This window comes from Phaeovulum sp. W22_SRMD_FR3 (genome assembly GCF_052113705.1).
In the GTDB taxonomy this organism is placed as follows: domain Bacteria; phylum Pseudomonadota; class Alphaproteobacteria; order Rhodobacterales; family Rhodobacteraceae; genus JBGQOG01.
Genome location: NZ_JBGQOG010000007.1, coordinates 167,103 through 191,462 on the forward strand (window position 1 = coordinate 167,103; position 24,360 = coordinate 191,462).

A 24,360-nucleotide genomic window follows, 5' to 3' on the forward strand; every position below is an offset into this window, starting at 1 on the left:
TGCCTTGCAGCGCCTGCAAGGCGCAACCCCGCCGCGCGCGCCGGGTTCCACCCTTCCCCTTGCACCCATCCGGGGAATGTTCCACAAATCCACCGATGGCGCCGCGAGGGGCGCAGCTCTGATGCAAGGCGAACGGCATGTTGGAAATGAACGCGAAACCCACCGAAGAAATCTCGGTCCGCGATGTCTTTGGCATCGACAGCGACATGAAGGTCAAGGGGTTCGCCGAACGCTCTGACCGCGTGCCCGATGCCGACAGCACCTATAAGTTTGATCCCGATACCACGCTCGCGATTCTGGCGGGCTTTGCCTATAACCGCCGGGTGATGATCCAGGGCTATCACGGCACCGGGAAATCCACCCATATCGAACAGGTGGCGAGCCGGTTGAACTGGCCCTGCGTGCGCGTCAACCTCGACAGCCATGTCAGCCGGATCGACCTGATCGGCAAAGACGCGATCAAGCTGGTGGATGGCAAACAGGTCACCGTTTTCCATGAGGGGATCCTGCCCTGGGCCCTGCGCAACCCGACCGCCATCGTCTTTGACGAATATGATGCGGGCCGCGCCGATGTGATGTTCGTGATCCAGCGCATTCTGGAAACCGACGGCAAGCTGACGCTGCTTGACCAGAACGAAGTGATCACGCCGAACCCGTATTTCCGCCTGTTCGCCACCGCGAACACGGTGGGTCTGGGCGATACCACCGGGCTTTATCACGGCACGCAGCAGATCAACCAAGGTCAGATGGACCGCTGGTCGCTGGTGGCCACGCTGAACTACCTCAGCCATGATGCGGAAACCGCGATCGTTTTGTCGAAGAACCCGCATTACAACACCGAGAAGGGCCGCAAGACGATTGGCCAGATGGTGACCGTGGCCGATCTGACCCGGACCGCTTTCATGAACGGCGATCTGTCGACCGTCATGTCGCCGCGCACCGTCATCGCCTGGGCGCAGAATGCCGAGATTTTCCGCAATGTCGGCTATGCGTTCCGCCTGACCTTCCTGAACAAATGCGATGAGCTGGAGCGGCAAACCGTCGCCGAGTTCTATCAGCGCCTGTTCGACGAGGAACTGCCCGAGTCGGCGGCCGCACAAAGCATTCGATGATGGCAGAGCGCGGCGGCACAAAAGGCGTTCATATCGGCCTGATCGGCGGTATTGGGGTGGCGGCCACATTGGTCTACTACCAGCGCCTTGCCGCCGCGGTTGCCGCCCGGGGGGCGACCATGCGGCTGACCCTCGCGCATGGCGATATCCAGACGCTGATCCGCCACAATCTGGCCGATGACCGCGCGGCACAGGCCCGCATCTTTGCCGATCTGACCGAGGGATTGGCGGCGGCGGGCTGCGATTGTGTGGCGCTGACCTCCATCGGTGCGCATTTCTGCGTGGAGGAATTCGCGGCTCTCTCAGCCCTGCCGGTGATCTCGGGCGTGGCGCCGCTGGATGCCTATTTCGCGGCGCAGGGGATTGGCAAAATCGGCCTTTTGGGCACGCGGGGCGTGATGCGCAGCCAGCTCTATGGTCTGCTGCACCAGACGCAGGCGGTGGTGCTGGAGGATGAAATCGAACATCTGGGCCAGAGCTATCAGGATCCGGCGGTCGCCGGGGAGTGCAGCGAAGAACAGCGCTATCTCTTTGTCGATGCCGGGCGCAGGATGGTCGAGGATCTGGGGGCCGAGGCCATTGTGCTGGCTGGCACCGATCTCAACCTCGCCTTTGACGGCGCCGACCCGGGCTATAACGTAATTGATGCATTGGATGTGCATGTCGCGGTGCTGGCGGATCTCGCCACCGGACGGCGCAGCCTGCAAGAAACGGCGATGACATGAGTAAACCCAGCGACAACCCCGCCGATCCGTTCAAAAAGGCACTGGCCGAGGCGACCAAGTCGATGGCCAAGGATGCCGATCTGACGGTCAACTTTTCGGTCGACCCGCCGGGGCTGGCGGGCGATGTCATGCGCCTGCCGCAGGTCAGCCGCCGGATGACGCGGGACGAGGTGCTGCTCGCGCGCGGCACCGCCGATTCCTATGCGATGCGGCTGCGCCACCATGATGATGCCACGGCCCGCCGCTATGCGCCGCAGGGGCAGATGGCGCTTGATCTTTATGAGGCGATGGAAGCCGCGCGCTGCGAAGCGCTGGGTGCGCGCGACATGCCGGGCACGCTGACCAATACCGATGCGAAAATCGCGCATGATGCGGCCCGCAAGGGCTATGGTCAGGTGCGCAGCCAGTCCGAGGCCCCCTTGTCGGTGGCGGCGGGTTATCTCGTGCGGCATCTGGCGACCGGGCGCCCCCTGCCCGCCGATGCGGCGAATGTGATGGAGCTCTGGCGGCCCTTCATCGAACAGCAGGCCGGCGGCACGCTGGAAAACCTCGACCATGTGCTGGCCGATCAGGCAGCTTTCGCACGGCTCGCCCGCAAGATGATCGCGGATCTTGGCTACGGCGACCAGCTGGGCGAAGACCCCGATCAGCAGGACGAAGAAGCGGGCGATCAGGCGGAGACCGACGACGAGGAAGAAGCCGGCGACAATCAGGGCCGCGAGGATCAGCAGGAAGACGAAAGCGACGCCAGCGCCGAACGCTCTCAGGAAGAGCAGCAGGATCAGTCGCAGGCGCAGGTCAGCATGGATGATCTGGCCGATCAGGAGGCCTCGGATGAGGCCGAGATGCCCGAGGCCGAGCAGCCGCAGGAGATGCCGCCCCCCGCGCCGCATTCCGGCGCCGATCCGCATTACAAGGTGTTCTCCACCGCCAATGACGAGGAGATCCGCGCCGAGGATCTGGCCGAACCTGCCGAGCTGGAGCGTCTGCGCGCCTATCTCGACCAGCAGCTCGAGCCGCTGAAAGGCGCTGTCAGCCGTCTGGCCAACAAATTGCAACGCCGCCTGCAGGCGCAGCAGAACCGCTCATGGGAGTTCGACCTCGAAGAGGGCGTGCTCGATGCCGGGCGGCTGGCCCGTGTGGTCGCCAACCCGACGACGCCCCTCTCGTTCAAGATCGAGAAGGACACCGAGTTCCGCGACACGGTGGTCACCCTGCTGATCGACAATTCCGGCTCGATGCGCGGGCGCCCGATCTCGATCGCGGCGATCTGCGCCGATGTGCTGGCGCGCACGCTGGAACGCTGCTCGGTCAAGGTCGAGATCCTCGGCTTTACCACCCGCGCCTGGAAGGGCGGCCAGAGCCGCGAGAAATGGCTGGCCGAGGGACGCCCGCAACAGCCGGGCCGTCTGAACGATCTGCGCCACATCATCTATAAATCCGCCGATTCTCCGATGCGGCGGACCCGGACCAATCTGGGGCTGATGATGAAAGAGGGCCTGCTGAAAGAGAACATCGACGGCGAGGCGCTGGAATGGGCGCATAAGCGCATGCTGGTGCGGCCCGAGGCGCGCAAGATCATGATGGTGATCTCGGATGGCGCCCCGGTCGATGACAGCACGCTCTCGGTCAACCCCGCGAATTATCTCGAGAAACACCTGCGCGATGTGATCGCCATGGTCGAGAAACGCCGCGCGGTGGAACTGATTGCCATCGGCATCGGCCATGATGTGACGCGCTATTACCAGCGCGCCGTCACCATCACCGATGTCGAGCAACTGGCAGGTGCGATGACCGAGCAATTGGCGAGCCTGTTTGATTCCGACCCGCGCGCCCGCGCCCGCTTCAAAGGCATCCGGAAGGCCAGCTGATGTATCAAAGCTTTGACGCCCCCACCCGGCCGCAGGATGGTCCGCCCCGGCTGGCCGCGCTGCGCCGCGAACTGGTGGCGGAAGAGCTGGCGGGGTTCTTCATCCCCCGCGCCGATGCGCATCAGGGCGAATATGTCGCCCCCTGCGATGAGCGCCTCTCTTGGCTGACCGGCTTTACCGGCTCGGCGGGGTTCTGCATCGCGCTGGCCGACCGGGCCGGGGTGTTCATCGACGGGCGCTACCGCGTGCAGGTCAAGGATCAGGTTGCACCTGAGTTCACCCCCGTGCCCTGGCCTGAAGTGAAACCCGGCCCCTGGCTGCGCGAGGCCCTGCCCGAGGGGGGCCGCATCGGCTTTGATCCTTGGCTGCACACCTCCTCTGAGATTGCGGCGATTGAGGCATCTTTGCACGGCTCTGGCGTGACGCTGGTGCCGGTGACCAATCTGGTGGACCGCATTTGGGCCGAACGCCCCGCGCCGCCCGCCACACCGGCCCGCGTGCATCCAATTGAATTTGCCGGTGAAAGCAGTGCCAGCAAACGCGCGCGTCTGGCGTCCGACATCAGCAGCGCCGGGCAGAAGGCGGCGGTGCTCAGCCTGACGGATTCGCTCTGCTGGCTCCTGAACATCCGCGGCGGCGACATTGCCCGCAACCCGGTGGTGCAGGCCTTCGGGATTTTGCACGACGACGGGCGCTTGCAGCTTTTTGCCGATCCCGCGAAATTTGACGCGGAGCTGCGCGCGCATCTGGGGCCGGAGGTGACACTGGCCCCGATGGCGGATTTCGCCGCTGCCCTCGCGGCGCTGACGGGTCCGGTGCGGGTCGATCCGGCCAGCGCGCCGCTGGCGGTGGAACAGATCCTGCGGGCGGCTGAGGTTGAGATCCGTGCCGCCGAAGACCCCTGCATCCTGCCCAAAGCCCGCAAGAATGCCGCCGAAGTGGCGGGCATGCAGGCCGCGCATCTGCGCGACGGCGCGGCGATGGTGGAATTCCTCGCCTGGCTCGATGCCGAGGCGCCGAAGGGCGGCCTGACCGAGATTGACGTGGTGCGCGCGCTGGAAAATTTTCGCCGCGCCGACAATGCCTTGCGCGAAATCAGCTTTGACACCATCTGCGGCGCGGGCCCGCATGGCGCCATCGTGCATTACCGGGTGACCGAGGGGAGCAACCGCGCGGTGACGCCGGGGGAGCTCTTGTTGGTCGACAGCGGCGGGCAGTATCTTGACGGCACCACCGACATCACCCGCACCGTCGCCGTGGGGCCCGCCCCCGAGGCGGCCAAGGGGCCGTTTACCCGCGTGCTGCAGGGCATGATCGCACTCAGCCGGGCGCGCTGGCCGCAGGGCCTTGCCGGGCGTGATCTCGATGCGCTGGCGCGCTATCCCCTGTGGCTGGCGGGGATGGATTACGACCATGGCACCGGCCATGGCGTGGGCGCCTATCTTTGCGTGCATGAGGGGCCCGCGCGGTTCTCGCGCGCCTCGGCCGTGCCGCTGGAAGCGGGGATGATCCTGTCGAATGAGCCGGGATATTACCGCGAGGGGGCCTTTGGCATCCGCATCGAAAACCTCGTGCTTGTGGAGGCGGCCCCGGATCTGCCCGGGGCGGACGCGCGCAAGATGCTCAGCCTGCGCGGGCTGACCTATGTGCCCATCGACCGCCGCCTGATCGATCGCAGCCTGATGTCACCCGCCGAGATTGGCTGGCTGAACGCCTATCACGCCGAGACGCGGGCGCTGATCAGTCCCCGGGTCTCGGATGCGGCACGGCTTTGGCTGGAGGCGGCAACTGAACCGCTCTGAACCCTGCCCGTGACCCGCCCGCCGGGTTGCGCGCAAGGCCCTGCAGATCAGACGCTTTGACATCCCGATGCTGCATGTGCGAAAGTCACCGCGCAAGACGACCGCATGTCTTTGACATGCAGTTGTTACGCACTCCCGCGATACCCTCGGATCCAAGGCCCCTTCGCGGGCCATGAAAGGAGAGCGACCATGCCCGAAAGATTCAACATTCGCCCGGCTGACGGGGTTTGGGTCGTCCGTGCAGGCGGCGCCGTCTTGGGCGAAACCGCCCATGCGCTGGAACTGACCGAGCCGGACGGCCAACCGATGATCTATTTCCCGCAAGAAGATGTGGCGATGGCCTTTCTCGACACGTCGGATGACCGCAGCGATTGCCTCTACCGCGGCACGACGCAGCATTACCACATCATCGCCAAAAGCGGCCCGATCCGCAACGCGGCCCAAAGCTATCCCGACCCGCGCCCGGGGTTTGAGCGCATCCGCGACCATATCGCCTTTCTGCCGGGTCTGGTGACGCTGGAGCGGGTCTGACCCTCCCTCAGGGCCGTTACGCGGCCCCGACGCCCCGCACCCGGCATGGTACCCCCTGCCAGAGGCCGCGCGCGGGGCCGCCATACGCACTGAGCCGCACCATAGGCAAAGCCCCCGCGCCCCCTTCGGCAAGAACCTGCGCAAGCCTCGGCAGAATTGCGGCCTGCGGCGCGGGCTGCGCGGTTGTGAACGCCCGCGCGGAGCGATAAGAGTCTTGCACCCGCTGCGGTCTTTGCGTTTTGGCGCCGGTTCCGGCCGACCTGCTGCGCGGCACCGAAACACGCAAGCGGTTGAGGAGACACCGATGCCCCCGATCGTCGACCACCGCCGGGGACTGCGGCGCTGTCCGCAGCTCAGAACATGCGCGGCGCACCGGCCCCCCGCAGCCAGCACAATGGGGGGCACCTATGGCTTTTGATGCAGTGATCGCGGCGCTGACCGCCCTGTTGGGCGACCGGCTCAGCCGCAGCGCCGGGGATCTGGCGCAGCATGGCGCCAGTGAAACCTGGTATCCCGCCACCCCGCCCGAGGCGGTGGCCTTTCCCGAAACCACCGCCGAAGTGGCCGAGATCCTGCGGCTCTGCCATGCCGCGGGCTGTCCGGTGGTGGGCTGGGGGGCGGGCACCTCGCTCGAGGCGAATGCTCTGGCGACCGAAGGGGGCATCACCGTCGATTTCGCCCGCATGAACCGGGTGCTAGAGGTCGATGCCGAGAACCGTCTGGTGGTGGTGCAGCCGGGGCTGACGCGGATTGCGCTGAACACCGAATTGCGCGCCACCGGCCTGTTCTTTCCGGTCGATCCCGGCGCGGATGCGAGCCTGGGCGGCATGGCGGCCACCCGGGCCTCGGGCACCACCACCGTCCGCTATGGCTCGATGCGCGACAATGTGGCGGCGCTGGAGGTGGTACTGGCCGATGGCCGCGTGATCCGCACCGGCAGCCGGGCGGCGAAATCGGCGGCGGGCTATGATCTGACCGCGCTGATGATCGGCTCGGAAGGCACGTTGGGGCTGATCACCGAGCTGACCCTGCGTCTGCACGGCCAGCCCGAGGCGATCACCGCCGGAATCTGCGCCTTTGACACGCTGGAGGCGGCGGTGGACTGCGTGCAGATTACCATCCAGATGGGCATTCCGATGGCGCGGATCGAATTTGTCGATGCCGAAGTGGCACGGGTCTTTAATGCCACCTCAGGTGCGGGCATGCCGGAAAAGCCGCATTTGCTGATTGAATTCAACGGCTCGGAACGCGGCGTTGCCGAAGATGCCGCGCGTTTCGCCGAAGTGGTCACTGAGATGGGCGGCGCGGAATTCACCTGGGCCTCCACCACCGAAGACCGCAACCGGCTGTGGAAGATGCGGCACGGGGCCTATACCGCCTGCCTCGCCGCCCGCCCGGGCAGCACGGCCGTGGTGACCGATGTCTGCGTGCCGATCGCGCATCTCGCCGCCGTGGTGGCCGAAACCCGCGCCGATATTGATGCCGAAAGGCTGATCGGCCCGATCCTCGGCCATGTCGGCGACGGCAATTTCCACGCCATTCTGATGGTCAACCGCGAGGATCAGGGCGAGCTTGCCCGCGCCAAGGCCCTCGCGGGGCGGATGGCCGAGCGGGCGCTGGCCTATCGCGGCACGATCACCGGCGAGCATGGCATCGGCCTGGGCAAGCGCGGCTATATGGCGCGCGAACATGGCGAGGGCTGGCAGGTGATGGGCCAGCTGAAGGCGGCGCTCGATCCGAAAAACATCCTCAACCCCGGGAAAGTCGTTCCCGATCAGGAGCCTATCCTATGACGCTCGCAACCCCTGCTGATCTGACGCGCGCTTTCGCCACCGGATGGGGCGCGCGGGATGCGCGCGGCCTGTCCGAATTGTTCTCGAATGATGCCGATTTCCTGTCGCTGACCGGCGGCGTGGCCGAAAGCCGGAGCGAGATTGCCGAGCTGTTGGCGGGCGAGCTGGCGGGCGCTTTCTCCCGCGCGCGGCTGGTCACCGGCAAGACCAAGCTGCGCCCGCTCGGGCCGAATGTGGCGGTGCTGACCCAGCGTTTCGTGCTCTCGGGGATCGTGCATGCCGATGGCTCGGATGCGGGGCGCGTCGGCGCGGTGCTGGTGGCGGTGATGGCCGCCACCCAGACCGGCTGGGAGATTGTCAACGCGCAGTTCGTGGCTGAGGGCTGAGGGCGGGGACAGCCCCCGCCCCTGTTACAGCACCTTCACCAGCCGCAGCGCGTCATAAATCGCCGCATGGGTGTTGCGCGCGGCCACCGCATCGCCGATGCGGAAGAGCTGAAACGCCCCCCCGGGATTACCGCAGAGGGCCTGCGGCGCACCTGCCACCAACGCCTCATAGTCCACCTCGCCCAGATTGGACGCGCGCGGCTTCAGGTCGAAATACAGCTCATCCAGTGGGCGGGTGCCGTGATTGATCACCACCTGATCGACAATCCGTTCGCGCTGCATATCGCCGTAATCGCTGCCCAAAATGGCCCGCAGCTGGTTGCCTTCGCGCGCCACCCCGATCAGCCGCCATGTCACCGTGAAGGTCGTGTCGCGCCGCTGCAGGGACCGCATATAGGGCACGAGGTTCATCGCCATCACCTCGGGCGCAAAGCTGCGGTCGGGGGTCACGATCTCGACCTTCGCTCCGCTGGCGGCGATCATATCGGCGGCCTGCAACCCCGCCGCATCGCCCGCATCGTCAAAGATCAGCACATTCTGCCCCGGCGCCACATCCCCCGCCAGAATGTCCCAGGCCGAGGCGACCAGCTCATTCCCCGCCACCAGCACCTCGGTATGCGGCAGCCCGCCGGTGGCGATGATCACCACATCGGGCCGGGTTTCCAGCACCGTTTCCGCCTCGGCATAGGTATTGTAGCGGAACGTCACCCCCAGCTTTTCGCATTGCGCCAACCGCCAGTCGATGATCGAGAGCATCTCGCGCCGCCGCGCCTGCCGCGCGGTCAACCGGATCTGGCCGCCCGCCTCTGCCGCAGCCTCCAGCACGGTCACCGCATGGCCGCGCGTGGCGGCAACGCGGGCCGCCTCCAGCCCGCCCGGCCCGGCACCAACAATCGTCACCCGGCGTGGCATATCGGCGGGCGGCACCTCCTGCGGCTCGGTCAGCTCGCGGCCCGTCGCGGGGTTGTGGATGCAAAAGGCCATGCCGCCCTGATAGATCCGGTCGAGGCAATAATTCGCGCCGACGCAGGGGCGGATGTCCTCCTCGCGCCCCTCGATCAGTTTGCGCACCAGATGCGGGTCGGCCATATGCGCCCGGGTCATGCCGACCATATCCACCTTGCCCGCCGCAATCGCATGCCGCGCCGTCGCCAGATCAGGGATCCGCGCCGCGTGAAAGGTGGGGAAATTCACCGCCGCCCGGATCTCGCCCGCGAAATCCAGATGCGGGGCGCTGGCCATGCCCTGTATAGGGATCACATCGGTCAGCCCGGCATCGGTGTCGATATGGCCGCGCACGACATTGAGGAAATCCACCATGCCGCTGTCGCGCAACTGCCGTGAAATCTCAAAGCCATCGCTGCGCGTGAGGCCCCCCGCCAGCATCTCATCCCCGGTGTAGCGCAGCCCGACGAGGAACCGCTCGCCACAGCGTTTGCGGATCGCGCGCAAAACGTCAAAGGTGAAGCGCAGCCGGTTTTCCAGCGGGCCGCCATAGGGCCCCTGCAATTCATTGGTCAGCGGCGACCAGAACTGGTCCATCAGATGGCCGTAAGCCTCCAGCTCAATCCCGTCGACGCCCGCCGCCTGCATCCGCTCGGCCGCCGTGGCGTAATCCTCGATGATGCGGGCGATGTCCCAGTCTTCCATCTGCTTGGGAAAGGCCCGGTGCGAGGGTTCGCGCTGATGCCCCGGCGAGAGCGCGGGCAGCCAGTCGCCCTTGTCCCAGCGGGTGCGCCGCCCGAGATGGGTCAGCTGGATCATCACCGCCGCCCCCTCGTCATGCACCGCCTCGGTCAGCTGCCGCATCCAGCCCACCACCTCATCCTTCCAGGCGAGGATATTGTTGAACACCGGCGGGCTGTCGCGCGCGACCGAGGCCGATCCCGCCGTCATCGTCAGCGCCACCCCCGCCCGCGCCCGCTCGACATGATAGGCGCGGTAACGCTCCTTCGGCATGCCATCCTCGGCATAGGCCGGCTCGTGACTGGTGATCATGATGCGGTTGCGCAGGGTCAGGTGTTTCAGCTGATAGGGCTGCAAAAGCGGGTCGTTGGACATCGGGGCCTCTGGGGACGGAGCGGAATTTATAAAATGTTCACCTATGTCAAGATTCGGGTCAAGCCTGAACATTTACTTGCCGCGCCGCCGCCCTGCCCCTATCCTCGGGACATGACAACGGACCCTGATACCGGATGGCGCGGCTCGCGCGAGGGGTGGCTGGAGGCCGCCTATACGGCGCTGATCGAGGGCGGCGTCGAAGCGGTGAAAATCCTGCCGCTTGCCGCGCGGCTGAAGCTGTCGCGCACCAGCTTTTATTGGTTTTTCGAGAATCGTGAGGCGCTGTTGGCCGCCCTGTCAGAACGCTGGGCCGCGCGGACCACCGCGCCGCTGATCGCGGCGACCGGGGCCTATGCCGAGACGGAAACCGAGGCGATGCTGAATGTCATCGGCTGTTTTCTGCGGGCGGAAACCTTTGACGCCCGCATGGAATTTGCCATCCGCAGCTGGGCCCTGTCCGAAGCACGGGTGATGACGGCGGTGCAGGAGGCCGATGCCGCACGGCTGGCGGCGCTCACCGATATGCTGATGCGCTGGGGGCACAGCGCGCCCGATGCCGACACCCGCGCGCGCACCATCTATCTGGTGCAGATCGGCTATATCTCGATGCAGGCCGAGGAGAGCCTCGAAACCCGCCTTGCCCGCATTCCGCACTATGTTGAAATTTATACAGGACGCCCGCCGGAGCCGCGCGAAATCGCCCGGTTTCGCGCCCTTTTCCAACATCGGGACGTTTAGGCCGCCGCAGGGATGCGCCCGGTCGCGGCTCAGCCGACGAGCAAAGCCTCGGCGGCGGCGCGGGCGGCGGGGGTGATCTCTTCGCCCGCCAGCATCCGCGCAATCTCATCGCGGCGTTGCTCTTGCCCGAGCGGCACCACGGTTGAGGTGGTCATGCCCTGATCCACCCGCTTCTCTACCCGCCAATGATGGCCGCCGCGCGCCGCCACCTGCGGGCTGTGGGTCACCACGAGGACCTGCGCGCTTTCGGCCAGCTTGGCCAGACGGCGGCCAACGGCATCCGCCGTCGCGCCACCGACGCCCCGGTCAATCTCGTCAAAGATCATCACCAGCGCGTCATTGCCCTGCGCAAGGCAGACCTTGAGCGCCAGAAGGAAGCGCGACAGCTCGCCGCCCGAGGCGATCTTGTTCAGCGCCCCCGCCGGGGCACCGGGGTTGGTGGCCACGGTAAAGGCCACCGCATCCCGACCCTCGGGGCCCGCATCGCCCGCGGTGATCGCGGTGGTGAACACCGCCCGCTCCATTTTCAGCGGTGCCAGCTCCGCCGCCATCGCGAGATCCAGCCGCGCCGCCGCCGCCCGCCGCGCGGAGGTCAGCGCCTTGGCGGCCGCGTCATAGGCAATCTCGGCGGCAGAAACCTCAGAGCGCAGCCGGGCGATATCACCCTCGCCGCCATCCAGCGCCGCAAGCCGGGCGCGCAGACCTTGTGCAAAATCGCCCAGCTCATCCGCCAGAACGCCGTGTTTGCGCGCCAAAGCGCGGATGGCGAACAGCCGCTCTTCACAGGCTTCCAGCTCGCGCGGGTCAAAGGACAGCGCGTTCAGCGCGTTCTCCACGCCCTGCGTCGCCTCACCAAGCTCGATCAGCGCGCGGCCGAGCGCCGCAATCGGTGCCTCCAGCCGCCCCTCGGCGCGGTCTGCCGCGCCTTCCAGCCAGCGGTTGGCGTCGATCATCGCGCCCTCGGCGCCCTCAGACCCCAAAGCCTGAAAGGCGCGGGCCACATCGGTGCGGATCCGCTCTGCACCCTGCATGCCGCGGCGTTGGATGTCGAGGCGCGCCTCTTCGCCCGGCTCGGGGTTCAGGGTATCGAGTTCTTTGACCGCATGGCGCAGGAAATCCTCTTCGCCCTTCACCGCCGCCAAGGCCGCCTCGGCCGCCACCAGCGCCTTGCGCGCAGCGGACATGGCCTTCCACGTCGTCGCGGTTTCGGCCAGCGGCAGGGCCAGAGCCTCGCCCGCGAAAGCATCGAGCATCGTGCGGTGGCCGCGCGGGTTCAACAGGCCACGGTCGTCATGCTGACCATGCAGCTCAACCAAAGTTTCCGACAAGGCCCGCAATGTCTCGCCTGAGCTGCGGCGGTCATTGATCCAGGCGGTCTTGCGGCCATCTGCGGCATTCACCCGCCGCAGGATCAGCTCATCGCCCGACGGGATCCCCGCCTCGGCCAGCACCGCATGGGCTGCATGGCCTGCGGGCAGCTCAAACACCGCCACCACCTCACCCTGCGCGGCACCACCGCGCACCAGCTCGGCCCGGCCGCGCCAGCCCAGCACAAAGCCAAGGCAATCCAGCAGGATGGATTTCCCGGCGCCGGTCTCGCCGGTCAACACGTTCAGACCCGGCGCAAAGGCCAGATCCAGACGGTCGATCAGCAGCATGTCACGGATATCAAGACTTCTGAGCATGTGATCCCTTTGCCCGGGCCAGATCCCCGGTCAGAGCTGTTCGCCCTTGAGAACCTGCCGGTAAATCCGCGCAAGCCAACTGTCGCCTTTGGCGTCCGGGCGCAGGCCGCGTTTCTTCAGCAGATCGTAGCTGTCCTGATAGAAGGGGGACGACTGGAAGTTGTGCCCCAGGATCGCCGCCGCCGTCTGCGCCTCATTGGTCAGGCCGAGCGCCAGATAGGCCTCAACCAGACGGTGCAGCGCCTCGGGCACCTGCGTCGTGGTCTGGTAATCCTCCACCACCACGCGGAAACGGTTGATCGCCGCCGTATAATTGCCGCGGGTGATGTAATACCGCCCGATCTCCATTTCCTTCGCCGCCAGATGGTCGAACGCGAGGTCGAATTTCAGGATCGACGAGCGGGCATATTCGCTGTCGGGATATTGCTCGATGACGTCGCGCAGGGCCTGCAGCGCCTGATAGGTCAGGCCCTGATCGCGGCCCACTTCGTCGATCTGGTCGTAATAGGACAGCGCCAGCAGGTATTTCGCGTTCGCCGCATCTTCATCGCCCGGATAGGTATCGAGGAAGCGCTGCGCCGAGGCCCGCGCCTCTTCATAGCGGCGCGCCCCGAGCTGGGCCTTTGCCTGCTGCAGCAAGGACCGTTTGGCATATTCCGAATAGGGATAAAGCCGCTCAATCTCCTGCATGTAGCGCAGCCCGGCGTCGGGTTTTTTGCTTGCATTGAGCTCGTAGACGCCGCGTTCGTAGATCTCTTCCGCCGTGAAGGTCTCCAGCGGCGGCTCTTTCGAGCGCCCCCCCGAACATGCTGCCAGTGAGCAGGCAAGAATCAGACTTCCGACCCCAAAAGTCGCCGATCTGCCGAGCGCCATGTCCTGCCCTATCCTGCTTTTTACGGTTGTTCGATCCGGCCCCAAGGGGCGGTGTTCGCCCGTCCTAGCACAGAAAAATCCGGGGCGCAAAACGCCTTTCGCACCCGGAGGGCGGCTTAATGAAACGCCCGGGCGGCCGCGACCGGGGCGCGGCGCGAAACGCCCGCCCGCGCAGCGCCATGCGCCTGCACCAAGGTGCGGTATTGCGGCGCCTCCAGCCCGGCGCCCGGCAGAACCGAGGCCTCGGCCGGGGTCAGATCCACCCAGGCAAAGGCGGCCGGATCGGCAAAAAGGGCGCGCAGCAGACGGTTGGTCATCGCATGGCCCGCCCGGTGCCCGATGTAACGGCCGAGGATTGGCGCGCCCGCCAAGGCAAGATCGCCCAGAGCGTCGAGCATCTTGTGGCGCACCGCCTCATCCGCATGCCGCAGGCCACCGGGCGAGAGCACCCGGTCGCCATCCACCACCACGGCATTTTCCATCGTGCCGCCAAGCGCCAGGCCGTTGGCGCGCATGAAATCCACATCCGCCTGGCGGCAGAAAGTGCGGCTGTCCATCAGCTCGCGCAGAAAGGCGCCATTCGCCATGTTCAGGCGCTTTTCCTGATGCCCGATCGCGGCATCGGCAAAGTCGATCTCGAAATCGATCTCCAGCGTGTCGCGGCCCGGCTCCAGCCGCGCAACGGCCTCACCCTCGCGCACTTCCACCGCGCGCAGGATCCGCAGACCGCGCAGGGCGCCGCCCTGTTGCAAGATGCCCTGCTCCAGAATGCCCGCCACAAACGGTGCCGCCGAACCATCGAGGATCGGCACTTCCGGCCCGTCGATGCGCACCAGCGCATTGCGGATGCCACAGCCCGCCAGCGCCGCCATCACATGCTCGATCGTCGAGACCGAAACGCCATCGGCATTCTCGATCAGCGTGCAGAGCTTGGACGGGGTCACCGCATCCCAGATCGCCGGAATCCGCGCTTCACCCGAGGTGACATCGCTGCGTTCAAAGACGATGCCATGCCCCATCGGCGCCGGACAGATTTCCAGCCGCACCGGGGCGCCGGAATGCAGGCCGGTGCCGTCGAAAGTAGCCGAGGATTTGATCGTCGTTTGCACGGGGTCACCTATCTTTGGGTCGGCCCGCGGCCCTGTTTTCAAAGGGTGCTGGCTCGCAGCATCACCTAATCAGGGTCGCCCCGCATCACAATTCACTCTTTGTAACGTGTTGAAACATTAACACGCCGCAGCGGCACATTACCGCCGGAGGGAATGCAAGCATTTGAATCAAATAGAAAAAGGGCCGGGAAATCCCCGGCCCTTGAAGTTTACTTTGTGATGGGTTTCTGCAGTTGCACTGTTACATTTCAACCGCAGACTAGCCCGATCAGTTGGCCTGGCGGCGCAGGAAGGCCGGAATTTCGATCCGGTCCTGATCGGGATCGGTCTCCGGCTCGTCATCATAAGCGGCATGCTGCGGCGCTTGCGGGCGCGCGGCGGCGGCATGGGCCGCGCCCTGCGCATGGGCGTCGCCCTGCCCGGTCATCCGGTTGATCAGCGAGTTGATGCCAAAGCGCGGCTTTTCGGCGGCCGGACGCGGCTGCGGCGCGGGCTGGCGCTGTGCAGCCATCGGCTGCGCGGCCGGGCGTTGCTGCGCCGGGGTGGCCGGGGCCTTGCTGACGGCCGCCTGCAAACGGGCCAGCGCTTCCGGCGAAGGCGTGCCGGGCGAGCGCGGGCGCGGTGCCACAAAGGCCGCCGCATCTTCCTCGACATAGAGGTCGCGCGGGGCGTGTTGCGCGGGCTGCGGGCGGTAGGCCGCCGGCGGCAGATCGCTGTCGTCCGAGGCGTTGAACAGGTTGCGCTCTTGCTGCACCGGCTGGTGTTGGGCCGGTTGCTGATGCACGGGCTGCTGTTGCACCGGTTGCTGGTGAACCGGTTGCTGCGGGGCGCGCTGCTGCACAGGCTGCTGCACCGGCTGTTGCGGTGCCGGAGCGGGCTGCACATTCACCGTCAGCGCGGGCTGACGCGGCGCTTCCGGTGCCGGAGCATAATGCTGCTCGGCCGGTTGCAGCGGCTCGGCCAGACGGCGGCGCGGGACCGGCACTTCGGCGGTCGCCGGGGCGGCGTCGATGCCGGTGGCCACGACCGAAACGCGCATCATGCCATCGAGCGTCGGGTCCATCGTCGAGCCGACGATGATGTTGGCATCCGGATCCACTTCCTCGCGGATGCGGTTCGCGGCTTCGTCCAGCTCGAACAGGGTCATGTCGTAGCCGCCGGTGATGTTGATCAGCACGCCTTTGGCGCCGCGCAGCGAGATCTCGTCCAGGAGCGGGTTGGCAATCGCCTTCTCGGCGGCCTGCAGCGCCCGGTCTTCGCCCGAGGCTTCGCCGGTGCCCATCATCGCCTTGCCCATCTCGTCCATCACCGCGCGCACGTCGGCAAAGTCGAGGTTGATCAGGCCCGGACGCACCATCAGGTCGGTCACGCCTTTAACGCCCTGATAAAGCACGTCATCGGCCAAAGCGAAGGCTTCGGTGAAGGTGGTCTTTTCATTGGCCAGGCGGAACAGATTCTGGTTCGGAATGATGATCAGCGTGTCGACGACCTTTTGCAGCGCATCAATGCCCTCTTCGGCTTGACGCATCCGCTTCGGCCCTTCGAACTGGAAGGGTTTGGTCACCACGCCCACGGTCAGCACGCCAAGCTCCCGCGCGGCTTGCGCGATGATCGGGGCCGCGCCGGTGCCGGTGCCGCCGCCCATCCCGGCGGTGATGAAGCACATGTGTGCGCCCGCGAGGTGATCGACGATTTCCTCAATCGTCTCTTCTGCCGCGGCGGCGCCCACGGTCGGGCGCGCACCGGCACCCAGACCCTCGGTCACCTTCACACCCATCTGGATGCGGGCAGAGGATTTCGATTGCTGAAGCGCCTGCGCATCGGTGTTCGCCACCACGAACTCGACGCCCTCAAGGTTCTTCTCGATCATGTTGTTGACGGCGTTGCCGCCTGCCCCGCCGACGCCGAAAACGGTGATCCGCGGCTTCAGCTCTTCACGATCGGACATCATCAGGTTCAAGGTCATGGTTTCCGCCTGTGTTTTCTTCACGGCCCGTTTCGGCCGATTGTACCCCGCAATACCCTCATTTTTACTCCGATTACCGGGGCGCGTCACCTAAAAAACACAGGTCAACACAAAATATAGGCATGCCAACGGGGTCTTGGGCGGCATTTCGCCCAAGACCCCGTATCTGGTAGCTATCGAAAGTATGTGACTTACCAGTTGTCCTTGAACCAGCGCATGGCGCGTTTCAACGAGCGTGCCGGATAACGCTCTGCCGGGATTTCGAAATCCCACCACTCATCCTGCGGATGCGCGGCAAAGAGCGCCAGCCCGACGGCGCTGGCAAAGCCTGAGCCGGTTGCCGCCTGCGGCAACCCCTGCACGCGCAGCGGACGGCCCAGACGCACGTTCTGGCCCAGAATCCGCGCGGCCAGACCATCCAGCCCCGGAATCTGGCTGGCACCGCCGGTCAGGACGATCTGCTGCGAGGGCAGATGATCGAATCCCGCCGCGTCCAGCAAACCGCGCGCCTCCTCGAGGATCTCCTCGACGCGCGGGCGCATGATGCCGATCAGCTCGGTCCGGCTGACCTGACGGCGGTCTTTTTCCCAATCGCCGCTGTCGCCACCGATCTCGATCATCTCGCGATCATCCATCCCGGTCGCATGCACGCCACCATAGAAGGTTTTGATCCGCTCCGCCACCGCATGCGGCACTTGCAGCCCCGCCGCGATGTCGCGGGTGACATGGTCGCCGCCCAGACGCACCGCATCGGCAAAGATCATGTGTTTTTTCATGAAGATCGAGACGCCGGTCGAACCGCCGCCCATATCGATGCAGGCGGCCCCCAGCTCCTGCTCATCCTCGACCAGCGCCGCCACGCCCGACACATAGGCCGATGAGGCGATGCCCGCGAGTTCAAGATCGCAGCGCTTGATGCAGTAAACGAGGTTCTGCACCGAAGCCGCATCCACCGTCAGCAGATGCAGGTCCACCGCCAGCCGCTGGCCCACATGGCCGCGCGGATCACCCAGACCCGAGCGGTGATCGAGCGCGAAGTTCACCGGCTGCGCATGCATCACCTCGCGGCCCGCGCCGTAATCGGGCACGTCACACGAGGCGAGAACGCGCGCCACATCCTGTTCCGAAACATGGCTGCCCTCAACCTGCGATTCCCCCGCGAGGCCATAGCTGCGCGGATGCGCGCCCGAGAAACAGGCGATGACGTGATCCACGCGCACATTGGCCATCTTCTGGGCGGCCTGCACGGCGGTGCGGATGGCGCGTTCGGTCTCGGCCATGGCGTCAATCTCGCCAAAGCGCACCCCGCGCGAGCGGGTGGTGGCGGCACCGATCACGCGAAAGCCCGACTGCCCCGCCATCGGCCCCACACCATCCTCGCGCATCTGGTCGGCGCCATCAAAGCGCAGCACCAGACAGGCAATCTTTGACGATCCCACATCCAGGATCGCGATCACGCCCCGCTGCATCGCCGCGCGACGCATCTGACGCATCATCCGCTGCGACTGATAAAGATCGGTCATCTGCTCGCCCTCGTTTTTGTTGCGCCCGTTGCAATCTTGTTCATTTCCTCAACGGCGGTGGCCGAGAGGCGGATCGTCGGGCGATCTTCGTTGCGCATATCGAGTATGGTAAAATCACGGGCCATCAGATCCTCGGCACGGTCGAGCGCGATGACGCGCTCCAGAGCCTGCACCGGATCGGATTCGGGCAATAGAATGCGCTGGTCGCGGTCGAGCACCAGATCCCAGCGCCGCTCGCCGATCCGCACGAGACCGCGGGCGCGTTTCAGGATCGGCCCGGCCGCCGCCAGAAGCGCCAGGGCTTCGGGCACATGCGCCTCGGCCCCCTCGCCCGCGATCAGCGGCAGGTCGGGGCGGCTTTCGCGCGCGATCAGCGTCGCCACGCGGTGGCCGGTGCTGTCCAGCAGTTCAAGCCCATTGGCATGACGCCACAAGATCGCGGGCACCCGCTCGGTCACTTTCACCTCAAGCACACCGCCGGTGCGGATGCGCAGATCCACTGCCGCGACCGCATCCAGCCCGCCGATCAGATCCTGAAGCGCCGGCAGATCCAGCTGAAAGCTGGAAGCGGGCAGTTTCAGCGGCAGCATGGCGCGGATGGCCTGATCAATCTCGGGCTCGGCGCCTTCGATCTTCAGCAGGCCGACCATGAACTCGGGGCGGTTCTGGATCTGCGTCTTGACCTCTTCATATTTGGCAAGAATGGCCGCACGGCGGTCGGCATTGCCCAGCCAGAGCCCAAGCGCCAAAGCCACCGTCAGGATCGGCAAGCCAACACGGGTCAGCACCCGCACCATCGGCGTCAGCCACAGGCGTTGCAGCCGGTAGGCCAGACGCGACGGCGCCGGATCGCGGCGCGGCACGTTGCGCTGCGGTGCGGGCTGCGCGGCGGCGGCGCTCAGTTGCGCCTGCAAACGGCTCGCCGATTTGCCACCCTGCGCCTTGCCGCCCGCGGAAAATGCGGCGGCCATGCCGGGCATCCGGCTGCGCGGCTGCGCAGATTGCGCGGCAAAACGCGGCTCTGCGCGGCCATCATCGGTCCGGCGGCGCAGCTGCGCACCCTGACCGGCAGCGGCACTTTGCAGCCAACCCGCCGCTTCGCCCGCATCGTCATAGGCCGGATCGTGATCCGCCCATCCCTGCCCCCGTCCCTGTCCCGGGACGGCATGGGCATAGATCTCGGGATCCCCGAAGATATTGAAGCCCTGCTCCTCCCCCTCATCCGCCACGTCATCTTCCCAGATGCGGGCGAAATCATTCTCGAGCGCGCGCGGCTCGGGCACCGGATCGACCGGCGCCTGACGCCAGACCGGCGGCTCATTGGCCGCCAGCAGCGGGGCGCGCGCGGTATCGAGGGGCCGCGCGCCACCGCGCGGGCGGGTCAGAACCGGTTCATCATAGGGGCTGTTCATCGGGCGCATGAGGCATCCTCGACAATCCAGCGGCAGAGTTCGGGGAAGGAGATCCCCATCACCTGCGCCTGCTCGGGGCTGAGCGAAGTGGCGGTCATCCCCGGCTGCGTGTTGGTCTCGAGCAGGATCAGACCGGCCAGACCCCGGCTGTCGTCCCAGCGAAAATCGGTCCGCGTGAGGCCGCGGCACCCGAGCGCCCGATGCGCGCGCAGGGCGTAATCCATGCAGGCTTCGGTGATCTCGGCGGGGATTTCGGCGGGCACCACATGGGTCGAGCCGCCCACCGTGTATTTCGCCGCGTAATCATACCAGCCGGTGGTCTGAATTTCGGTGACACAAAGCGCGCGGTCGCCCAGCACGGAACAGGTCAGCTCGCGCCCCGGCGCGTAGGTTTCCACCAGCACCGTGTCAGGCATCTCGGCCGACAACATCGGCGGCGTGTTCGCACCATCCATCACCAGATAGACGCCGACCGAAGAACCTTCGTTGTTCGGCTTGACCACATAGGGGGCGGGCAGCACATGCCGCGCCATCACCTCGGATTTCGGGGCGAGAATGCTGTGCACCACCGGCAGACCGGCGGCGCGGTAAATGTCCTTGGTGCGGGTCTTGTCCATCGCCAGCGCCGAGGCGAGCACGCCCGAATGGGTATAGGCGAGGCCCAGCCATTCCAGCAGCCCCTGCACTCGGCCATCTTCGCCCAGCGGCCCGTGCAGCGCATTGAACACAACGTCGGGTTGCAGCTCCGCCAGCCGCACGGCGATATCGGGGCCCAAACGGACCCCGGCGTCGACCTCGACGACCTCATAACCCGCCACCCGCAACGCCTGAGCACATGCATGCCCCGTCGACAGAGAAACCTCCCGCTCCGCAGAAGGTCCGCCCATCAATACCGCCACGAGTTGGGTTGTCCTGCTCGACACACCCGCCACGTTTGCCTCTTCCCGGGGTATTTCCCCCGTGGTTGTTTTTTTAATCCGTCCCGGAACTTAGTCCGTTTATCGGGATCAGTCCTGCGGTGCTGTTTCGCCGACCCGCATGATTTCCCACTGTAGCGAAATTCCGCTGTGCTGCAAAACCCTTTTTCGCACTTCCTCACCAAGACCCTCAAGATCTGCGGCTGTTGCGCCACCGGTGTTGATCAGGAAGTTGGAATGCATCGGCGACATTTGCGCGCCACCGAGGGTTGCGCCCCGCATCCCCGCATCATCAATGACCTTCCAGGCCTTCAACTCATGCGTGTCATCGGCGCGGCCCGTCGACGAATGCCCCACCGGATTGCGGAAGGTGGAGCCCGCGCTGCGGTCCCGGGTTGGCTGGCTGGCGTCCCGTTTGGCGATCTGATCGGCCATTTTCGCCTCCAGCGCCGCCGGATCGCCCGGCTGGCCGGTGAATGTGGCCGAGACCAGCACCCAGCCCTCGGGCAATTCGCTTTGCCGGTAGGCCAGTTTCAGGTCGGCGGCGCTCAGGGTGACCAGATCGCCCGCCCGCGTCACCGCCTGCACGTCGATCAGATGATCGGCGACATAGGAACCGTAGCAGCCCGCATTCATCCGCACCGCGCCGCCGACAGCCCCGGGGATCGTGCGCAGAAAGGTGAGGTCAACCCCGGCCTCTGCCGCCCGCCGCGCCACATGCGCATCGAGCGCCGCCGTGCCCGCGACGACGCGGCCGCCCGAAACCTCAATGCCGTTAAAGCCCCGGCCCAGACGGATCACCACCGCCCGCAGCCCGCCATCGCGCACGATGAGGTTGGAGCCGACGCCCATCGGGAACACCGCAATCTCAGGGGGCAACGCCGCGAGAAACCCTTGCAAATCCGCGAGATCGGCGGGTTGAAACAGCCAATCCGCCGGGCCGCCGACGCGCAGCCAGGTCAGATCGGCCAGCGGGCGGTTCGGGGTCAGCGCGCCGCGCGGGGTATAGCCCGAAAGCGGCAGGCTCATTTTGCCACCTCATCCTCATGCTGCGCGACAGGACGGCGCCCCAGCAGACGGTGACCCAGCAGGCGGCGCGCCAGAAAAATCACCGGCCAGCGCAGGATCGACACCCCCGCCGCCAGCACCGCCAGCCCCACCCAGGGACCATGCGTCAGCGTCACCCAGCCCAGGATCGGCACCCCCACCGCGATCAGCGCCCAGGCGCCGGGCCAATGCAGCCCGCGCGGCGCCAGCGCGATCAGCGTGGCGGCCAGCACCCAAAGACAGGCGAGGATCAGCGGCAGCGTCATGCGCCCCAGCCTTTCAGCGCCACCGGCAAACCATTCGCCCAAGTGGAAATCGTGCCCGCCCCAAGGCAGACCACCATATCGCCCGGCCGTGCCTGCTCGCGCACCAGCCGCGCCAGATCCGCCTCGTCGATCACCGCGCGGGCGTGGCGGTGGCCATGGGCGATCAGCCCCGCCACCAGATCATCGCGCGAGGCACCGGGGATCGGCTCTTCACCCGCCGAGTAAATCTCGGAAATGCCAACCACATCAGCTTCGTTGAAGCAGGTGCAGAAATCGTCAAACAGCGAATGCAGACGCGTGTAGCGGTGCGGCTGATGCACGGCGATCACCCGGCCCTTGGTCGATTGCCGCGCGGCGCGCAGCACGGCGGCAATCTCGACCGGATGGTGGCCGTAATCGTCGATGATGGTGACGCCGTTCAACTCGGCCACTTTGGTGAACCGCCGATTCACCCCGCCAAAACCGGCCAGCGCGGCGCGGATCTCGTCTTTCTTCATCCCGAGATGGCGCGCCGCCGCAATCGCGGACAAGGCGTTGGAGACGTTGTGATCACCCGGCATCGGCAGGGTGCAGCCCTCGATCAGCTGCGGATTGCCTTCGGCATCCGGCCCCTCGCCCTGCAGGGCCACATCGAAATGCGCCACGCCATTCTCATAGGTCAGATTGACCGCCCGCACATCGGCCTGCGCGTTAAAGCCAAAGGTGACGATGCGGCGGTCGGTGATGCGTCCGACCAAAGCCTGCACTTCCGCATGATCAGTGCAGCAGATCGCCAGACCATAGAAGGGCACGTTGGAGACGAAATCGTAAAAGCCTTTGCGCAACGCGTCAAAGCTGCCCCAATGCTCCATATGCTCGGGGTCGATATTGGTGACGATGGCAATGGTCGCGGGCAGCCGGTTGAAGGAGCCGTCGCTCTCATCCGCCTCAACCACCATCCATTCACCGGCGCCCGCGCGCGCGTTCGAGCCATAGGCATGAATGATGCCGCCGTTGATGACGGTCGGGTCGAAATTCCCCTTGTCCAGCAGCGTCGCCACCATCGTCGTGGTGGTGGTCTTGCCATGCGTGCCGGCAATCGCGATGTTCGACTTCAGCCGCATCAGCTCGGCCAGCATCTCGGCGCGGCGCACCACGGGCAGGCCATGACGGCGCGCCTCTTCCAGCTCCGGGTTGCCCTTCTTGATCGCGGAAGAGATCACCACCACCGCCGCATCGCCGATGTTCTCGGCCCGCTGCCCCTCAAAGAAGGTGGCGCCCAGTTCCACCAGACGATCGGTGATCTTTGAGGCTTTGGCGTCAGATCCCTGCACGCGGTAGCCCAAAGTCATCAGCACTTCAGCAATCCCCGACATGCCAATGCCGCCGATGCCCACGAAATGGATGGGCCCCAGTTCGCCCGGAAGTTTTGTGGCAGCAGCGTTCATTTTTCGTCTTTCCTCACAAGGCCTTCAACCAATTCAACCAGACGTTCCGTCGCGTCCGGCATGCCATAACTCAATGCAGCGAGCGTCATCTGCAACGCGCCGTGCGGATTGTCCAGCACCAGCGCCACCTGTTCGGCCAGCACTTCCGGCGTCAGACGCGCCTCCGGGATCAGGATCGCCCCCCCCGCATCGACCAGCCCGCGCGCATTCGCCGTCTGATGATCGCCCGTCGCCGCCGCATAGGGCACGAGGATCGCGGGGCGGCCCACCACCGAAATATCGGCCACCGAACTCGCGCCCGAGCGCGAGATCACCAGCTGCACTTCCGACAGGCGGCGCGGCACATCCTTGAAGAAGGGTTGCACCTCTGCATTGATCCCGGCCTCCTGATAGGCGGCGATCGCGCGGGTCATGTCCTCATCGCGCGCCTGATGCGCCACGCGCAGATGGCCGCGCATCGGTTCGGGCAATCTGGCAAGGGCCGCAGGCACCACATCGGACAGAATGCGCGCGCCTTGCGAGCCGCCGATGACCAGGATCGACATCGGGTAATCGCCGGGCGGAATATAGGGGGCCCCTGCCCGCTCAAGGATCGCGGCGCGGACCGGATTGCCGGTATGCACGCCCTCGGCCCCCTCGGGCAACGCCGTGGGCCAGGTGCCGCAGGCGATGCAGGCGACGCGGCGGGCGAATTTGGTGTTCACCTTGCCCATGACGCCGTTTTGCTCATGGATCATCCGCGGCAGGCCCAGCACCACCGCCGAGGCGAGCGCGGGAATGGTCGGATAGCCGCCAAAGCCCACCACCACTTTCGGCGGATCGGCACGGTTGGCGCGAATGGCCCCGAAAATGCCCCCCAGAATACGGAAGGGCACTGCCAGCTTCGCCAGAAGGCCGCCGCGGGCAAAGGTGGCGCTGGCCACCTGCTCGACCTGCACCACATGCGGGAAACCGCCGGTATAGCGGGCGCCCCGCGCATCGGTGGAGAGTTTCACCCGCCAGCCACGCCGCACCATCGCTTCGGCCAGAGCCTGCGCGGGGAACATATGCCCGCCGGTGCCCCCGGCGGCGATCAACAGCAGCGGAGCCTTGTCAGAACGGGTCATCGGGATATCC

At 66.0% G+C, this 24,360-nt stretch carries 20 protein-coding genes; 8 read left to right on the forward strand and 12 right to left on the reverse strand.

Translation table 11 applies throughout. The annotated features are described in order from the left end of the window. The first annotated feature begins 137 nt into the window (after nucleotides 1–137). The 7 genes from cobS (at nucleotide 138) to ACEN2S_RS11805 (ending at nucleotide 8,220) form a co-directional block, all read left to right on the forward strand. On the forward strand, nucleotides 138–1,112 hold the full coding sequence (gene cobS, locus ACEN2S_RS11775) for a cobaltochelatase subunit CobS (protein ID WP_441866345.1): 975 nt from the start codon (nucleotides 138–140) through the stop codon (nucleotides 1,110–1,112). Continuing rightward, a complete protein-coding gene (locus ACEN2S_RS11780) occupies nucleotides 1,112–1,837 on the forward strand; it encodes an aspartate/glutamate racemase family protein (protein ID WP_441866346.1) in 726 nt (241 codons plus the stop codon). The genes cobS and ACEN2S_RS11780 overlap by 1 nt, the downstream gene beginning before the upstream one ends. Beyond that, a complete protein-coding gene (cobT, locus tag ACEN2S_RS11785) occupies nucleotides 1,834–3,708 on the forward strand; it encodes a cobaltochelatase subunit CobT (RefSeq protein ID WP_441866347.1) in 1,875 nt (624 codons plus the stop codon). Before ACEN2S_RS11780 ends, cobT begins: the two co-directional genes overlap by 4 nt. Beyond that, nucleotides 3,708–5,510 (forward strand): aminopeptidase P family protein, encoded by a 1,803-nt coding sequence (locus tag ACEN2S_RS11790; protein ID WP_441866348.1) that lies wholly within the window; start codon nucleotides 3,708–3,710, stop codon nucleotides 5,508–5,510. Before cobT ends, ACEN2S_RS11790 begins: the two co-directional genes overlap by 1 nt. A 189-nt stretch (nucleotides 5,511–5,699) precedes the next feature. Continuing rightward, entirely contained in the window at nucleotides 5,700–6,041 is a 342-nt protein-coding gene (locus tag ACEN2S_RS11795; protein WP_441866349.1) for a DUF427 domain-containing protein, read from the forward strand. A 407-nt stretch (nucleotides 6,042–6,448) separates the two neighbouring features. After that, on the forward strand, nucleotides 6,449–7,834 hold the full coding sequence (locus ACEN2S_RS11800) for an FAD-binding oxidoreductase (RefSeq protein WP_441866350.1): 1,386 nt from the start codon (nucleotides 6,449–6,451) through the stop codon (nucleotides 7,832–7,834). Further along, nucleotides 7,831–8,220: an SgcJ/EcaC family oxidoreductase gene (locus tag ACEN2S_RS11805; protein WP_441866351.1), complete on the forward strand. Its 390-nt coding sequence runs from the start codon at nucleotides 7,831–7,833 to the stop codon at nucleotides 8,218–8,220. Before ACEN2S_RS11800 ends, ACEN2S_RS11805 begins: the two co-directional genes overlap by 4 nt. A gap of 24 nt (nucleotides 8,221–8,244) precedes the next feature. Here ACEN2S_RS11805 and ACEN2S_RS11810 read toward each other — a convergent pair whose 3' ends face one another. Next, nucleotides 8,245–10,281 carry an oxidoreductase gene (locus ACEN2S_RS11810; RefSeq protein ID WP_441866352.1) on the reverse strand — a complete coding sequence of 679 codons (2,037 nt, stop codon included), beginning with the start codon at nucleotides 10,279–10,281 and terminating at the stop codon, nucleotides 8,245–8,247. Between the two features lie 111 nt (nucleotides 10,282–10,392). On the opposite strand from ACEN2S_RS11810, the gene ACEN2S_RS11815 reads away from it, so the two are divergent. Continuing rightward, nucleotides 10,393–11,019 carry a TetR/AcrR family transcriptional regulator gene (locus ACEN2S_RS11815; RefSeq protein ID WP_441866353.1) on the forward strand — a complete coding sequence of 209 codons (627 nt, stop codon included), beginning with the start codon at nucleotides 10,393–10,395 and terminating at the stop codon, nucleotides 11,017–11,019. Between the two features lie 29 nt (nucleotides 11,020–11,048). On the opposite strand, the gene recN is transcribed toward ACEN2S_RS11815, so the two are convergent. The 11 genes from recN to ACEN2S_RS11870 form a co-directional block, all read right to left on the reverse strand. Next, nucleotides 11,049–12,704 (reverse strand): DNA repair protein RecN, encoded by a 1,656-nt coding sequence (gene recN, locus ACEN2S_RS11820; protein WP_441866354.1) that lies wholly within the window; start codon nucleotides 12,702–12,704, stop codon nucleotides 11,049–11,051. A gap of 30 nt (nucleotides 12,705–12,734) precedes the next feature. Then, a complete protein-coding gene (locus tag ACEN2S_RS11825) occupies nucleotides 12,735–13,577 on the reverse strand; it encodes an outer membrane protein assembly factor BamD (RefSeq protein WP_441866355.1) in 843 nt (280 codons plus the stop codon). A gap of 116 nt (nucleotides 13,578–13,693) precedes the next feature. Beyond that, complete coding sequence (lpxC, locus tag ACEN2S_RS11830) at nucleotides 13,694–14,686, reverse strand: UDP-3-O-acyl-N-acetylglucosamine deacetylase (protein ID WP_441866356.1); 993 nt, start codon at nucleotides 14,684–14,686, stop codon at nucleotides 13,694–13,696. A gap of 268 nt (nucleotides 14,687–14,954) precedes the next feature. Then, on the reverse strand, nucleotides 14,955–16,652 hold the full coding sequence (gene ftsZ, locus ACEN2S_RS11835) for a cell division protein FtsZ (protein ID WP_441866357.1): 1,698 nt from the start codon (nucleotides 16,650–16,652) through the stop codon (nucleotides 14,955–14,957). A 191-nt stretch (nucleotides 16,653–16,843) separates the two neighbouring features. Next, on the reverse strand, nucleotides 16,844–18,175 hold the full coding sequence (gene ftsA, locus ACEN2S_RS11840; RefSeq protein ID WP_441866358.1) for a cell division protein FtsA: 1,332 nt from the start codon (nucleotides 18,173–18,175) through the stop codon (nucleotides 16,844–16,846). Then, a complete protein-coding gene (locus ACEN2S_RS11845) occupies nucleotides 18,172–19,155 on the reverse strand; it encodes a cell division protein FtsQ/DivIB (RefSeq protein ID WP_441866380.1) in 984 nt (327 codons plus the stop codon). Before ACEN2S_RS11845 ends, ftsA begins: the two co-directional genes overlap by 4 nt. Nucleotides 19,156–19,583: 428 nt before the next feature. After that, a complete protein-coding gene (locus ACEN2S_RS11850) occupies nucleotides 19,584–20,519 on the reverse strand; it encodes a D-alanine--D-alanine ligase (RefSeq protein ID WP_441866359.1) in 936 nt (311 codons plus the stop codon). A 75-nt stretch (nucleotides 20,520–20,594) separates the two neighbouring features. Then, complete coding sequence (gene murB, locus ACEN2S_RS11855; RefSeq protein WP_441866360.1) at nucleotides 20,595–21,533, reverse strand: UDP-N-acetylmuramate dehydrogenase; 939 nt, start codon at nucleotides 21,531–21,533, stop codon at nucleotides 20,595–20,597. Beyond that, nucleotides 21,530–21,817, reverse strand: coding sequence for a DUF2484 family protein (locus ACEN2S_RS11860; protein ID WP_441866361.1), 288 nt, complete (start codon nucleotides 21,815–21,817; stop codon nucleotides 21,530–21,532). The genes murB and ACEN2S_RS11860 overlap by 4 nt, the downstream gene beginning before the upstream one ends. Continuing rightward, nucleotides 21,814–23,244, reverse strand: a complete 1,431-nt coding sequence (gene murC, locus ACEN2S_RS11865) for a UDP-N-acetylmuramate--L-alanine ligase (RefSeq protein ID WP_441866362.1) — start codon at nucleotides 23,242–23,244, stop codon at nucleotides 21,814–21,816. The genes ACEN2S_RS11860 and murC overlap by 4 nt, the downstream gene beginning before the upstream one ends. After that, on the reverse strand, nucleotides 23,241–24,350 hold the full coding sequence (locus tag ACEN2S_RS11870; protein WP_441866363.1) for a UDP-N-acetylglucosamine--N-acetylmuramyl-(pentapeptide) pyrophosphoryl-undecaprenol N-acetylglucosamine transferase: 1,110 nt from the start codon (nucleotides 24,348–24,350) through the stop codon (nucleotides 23,241–23,243). The genes murC and ACEN2S_RS11870 overlap by 4 nt, the downstream gene beginning before the upstream one ends. Nucleotides 24,351–24,360 lie beyond the last annotated feature (10 nt).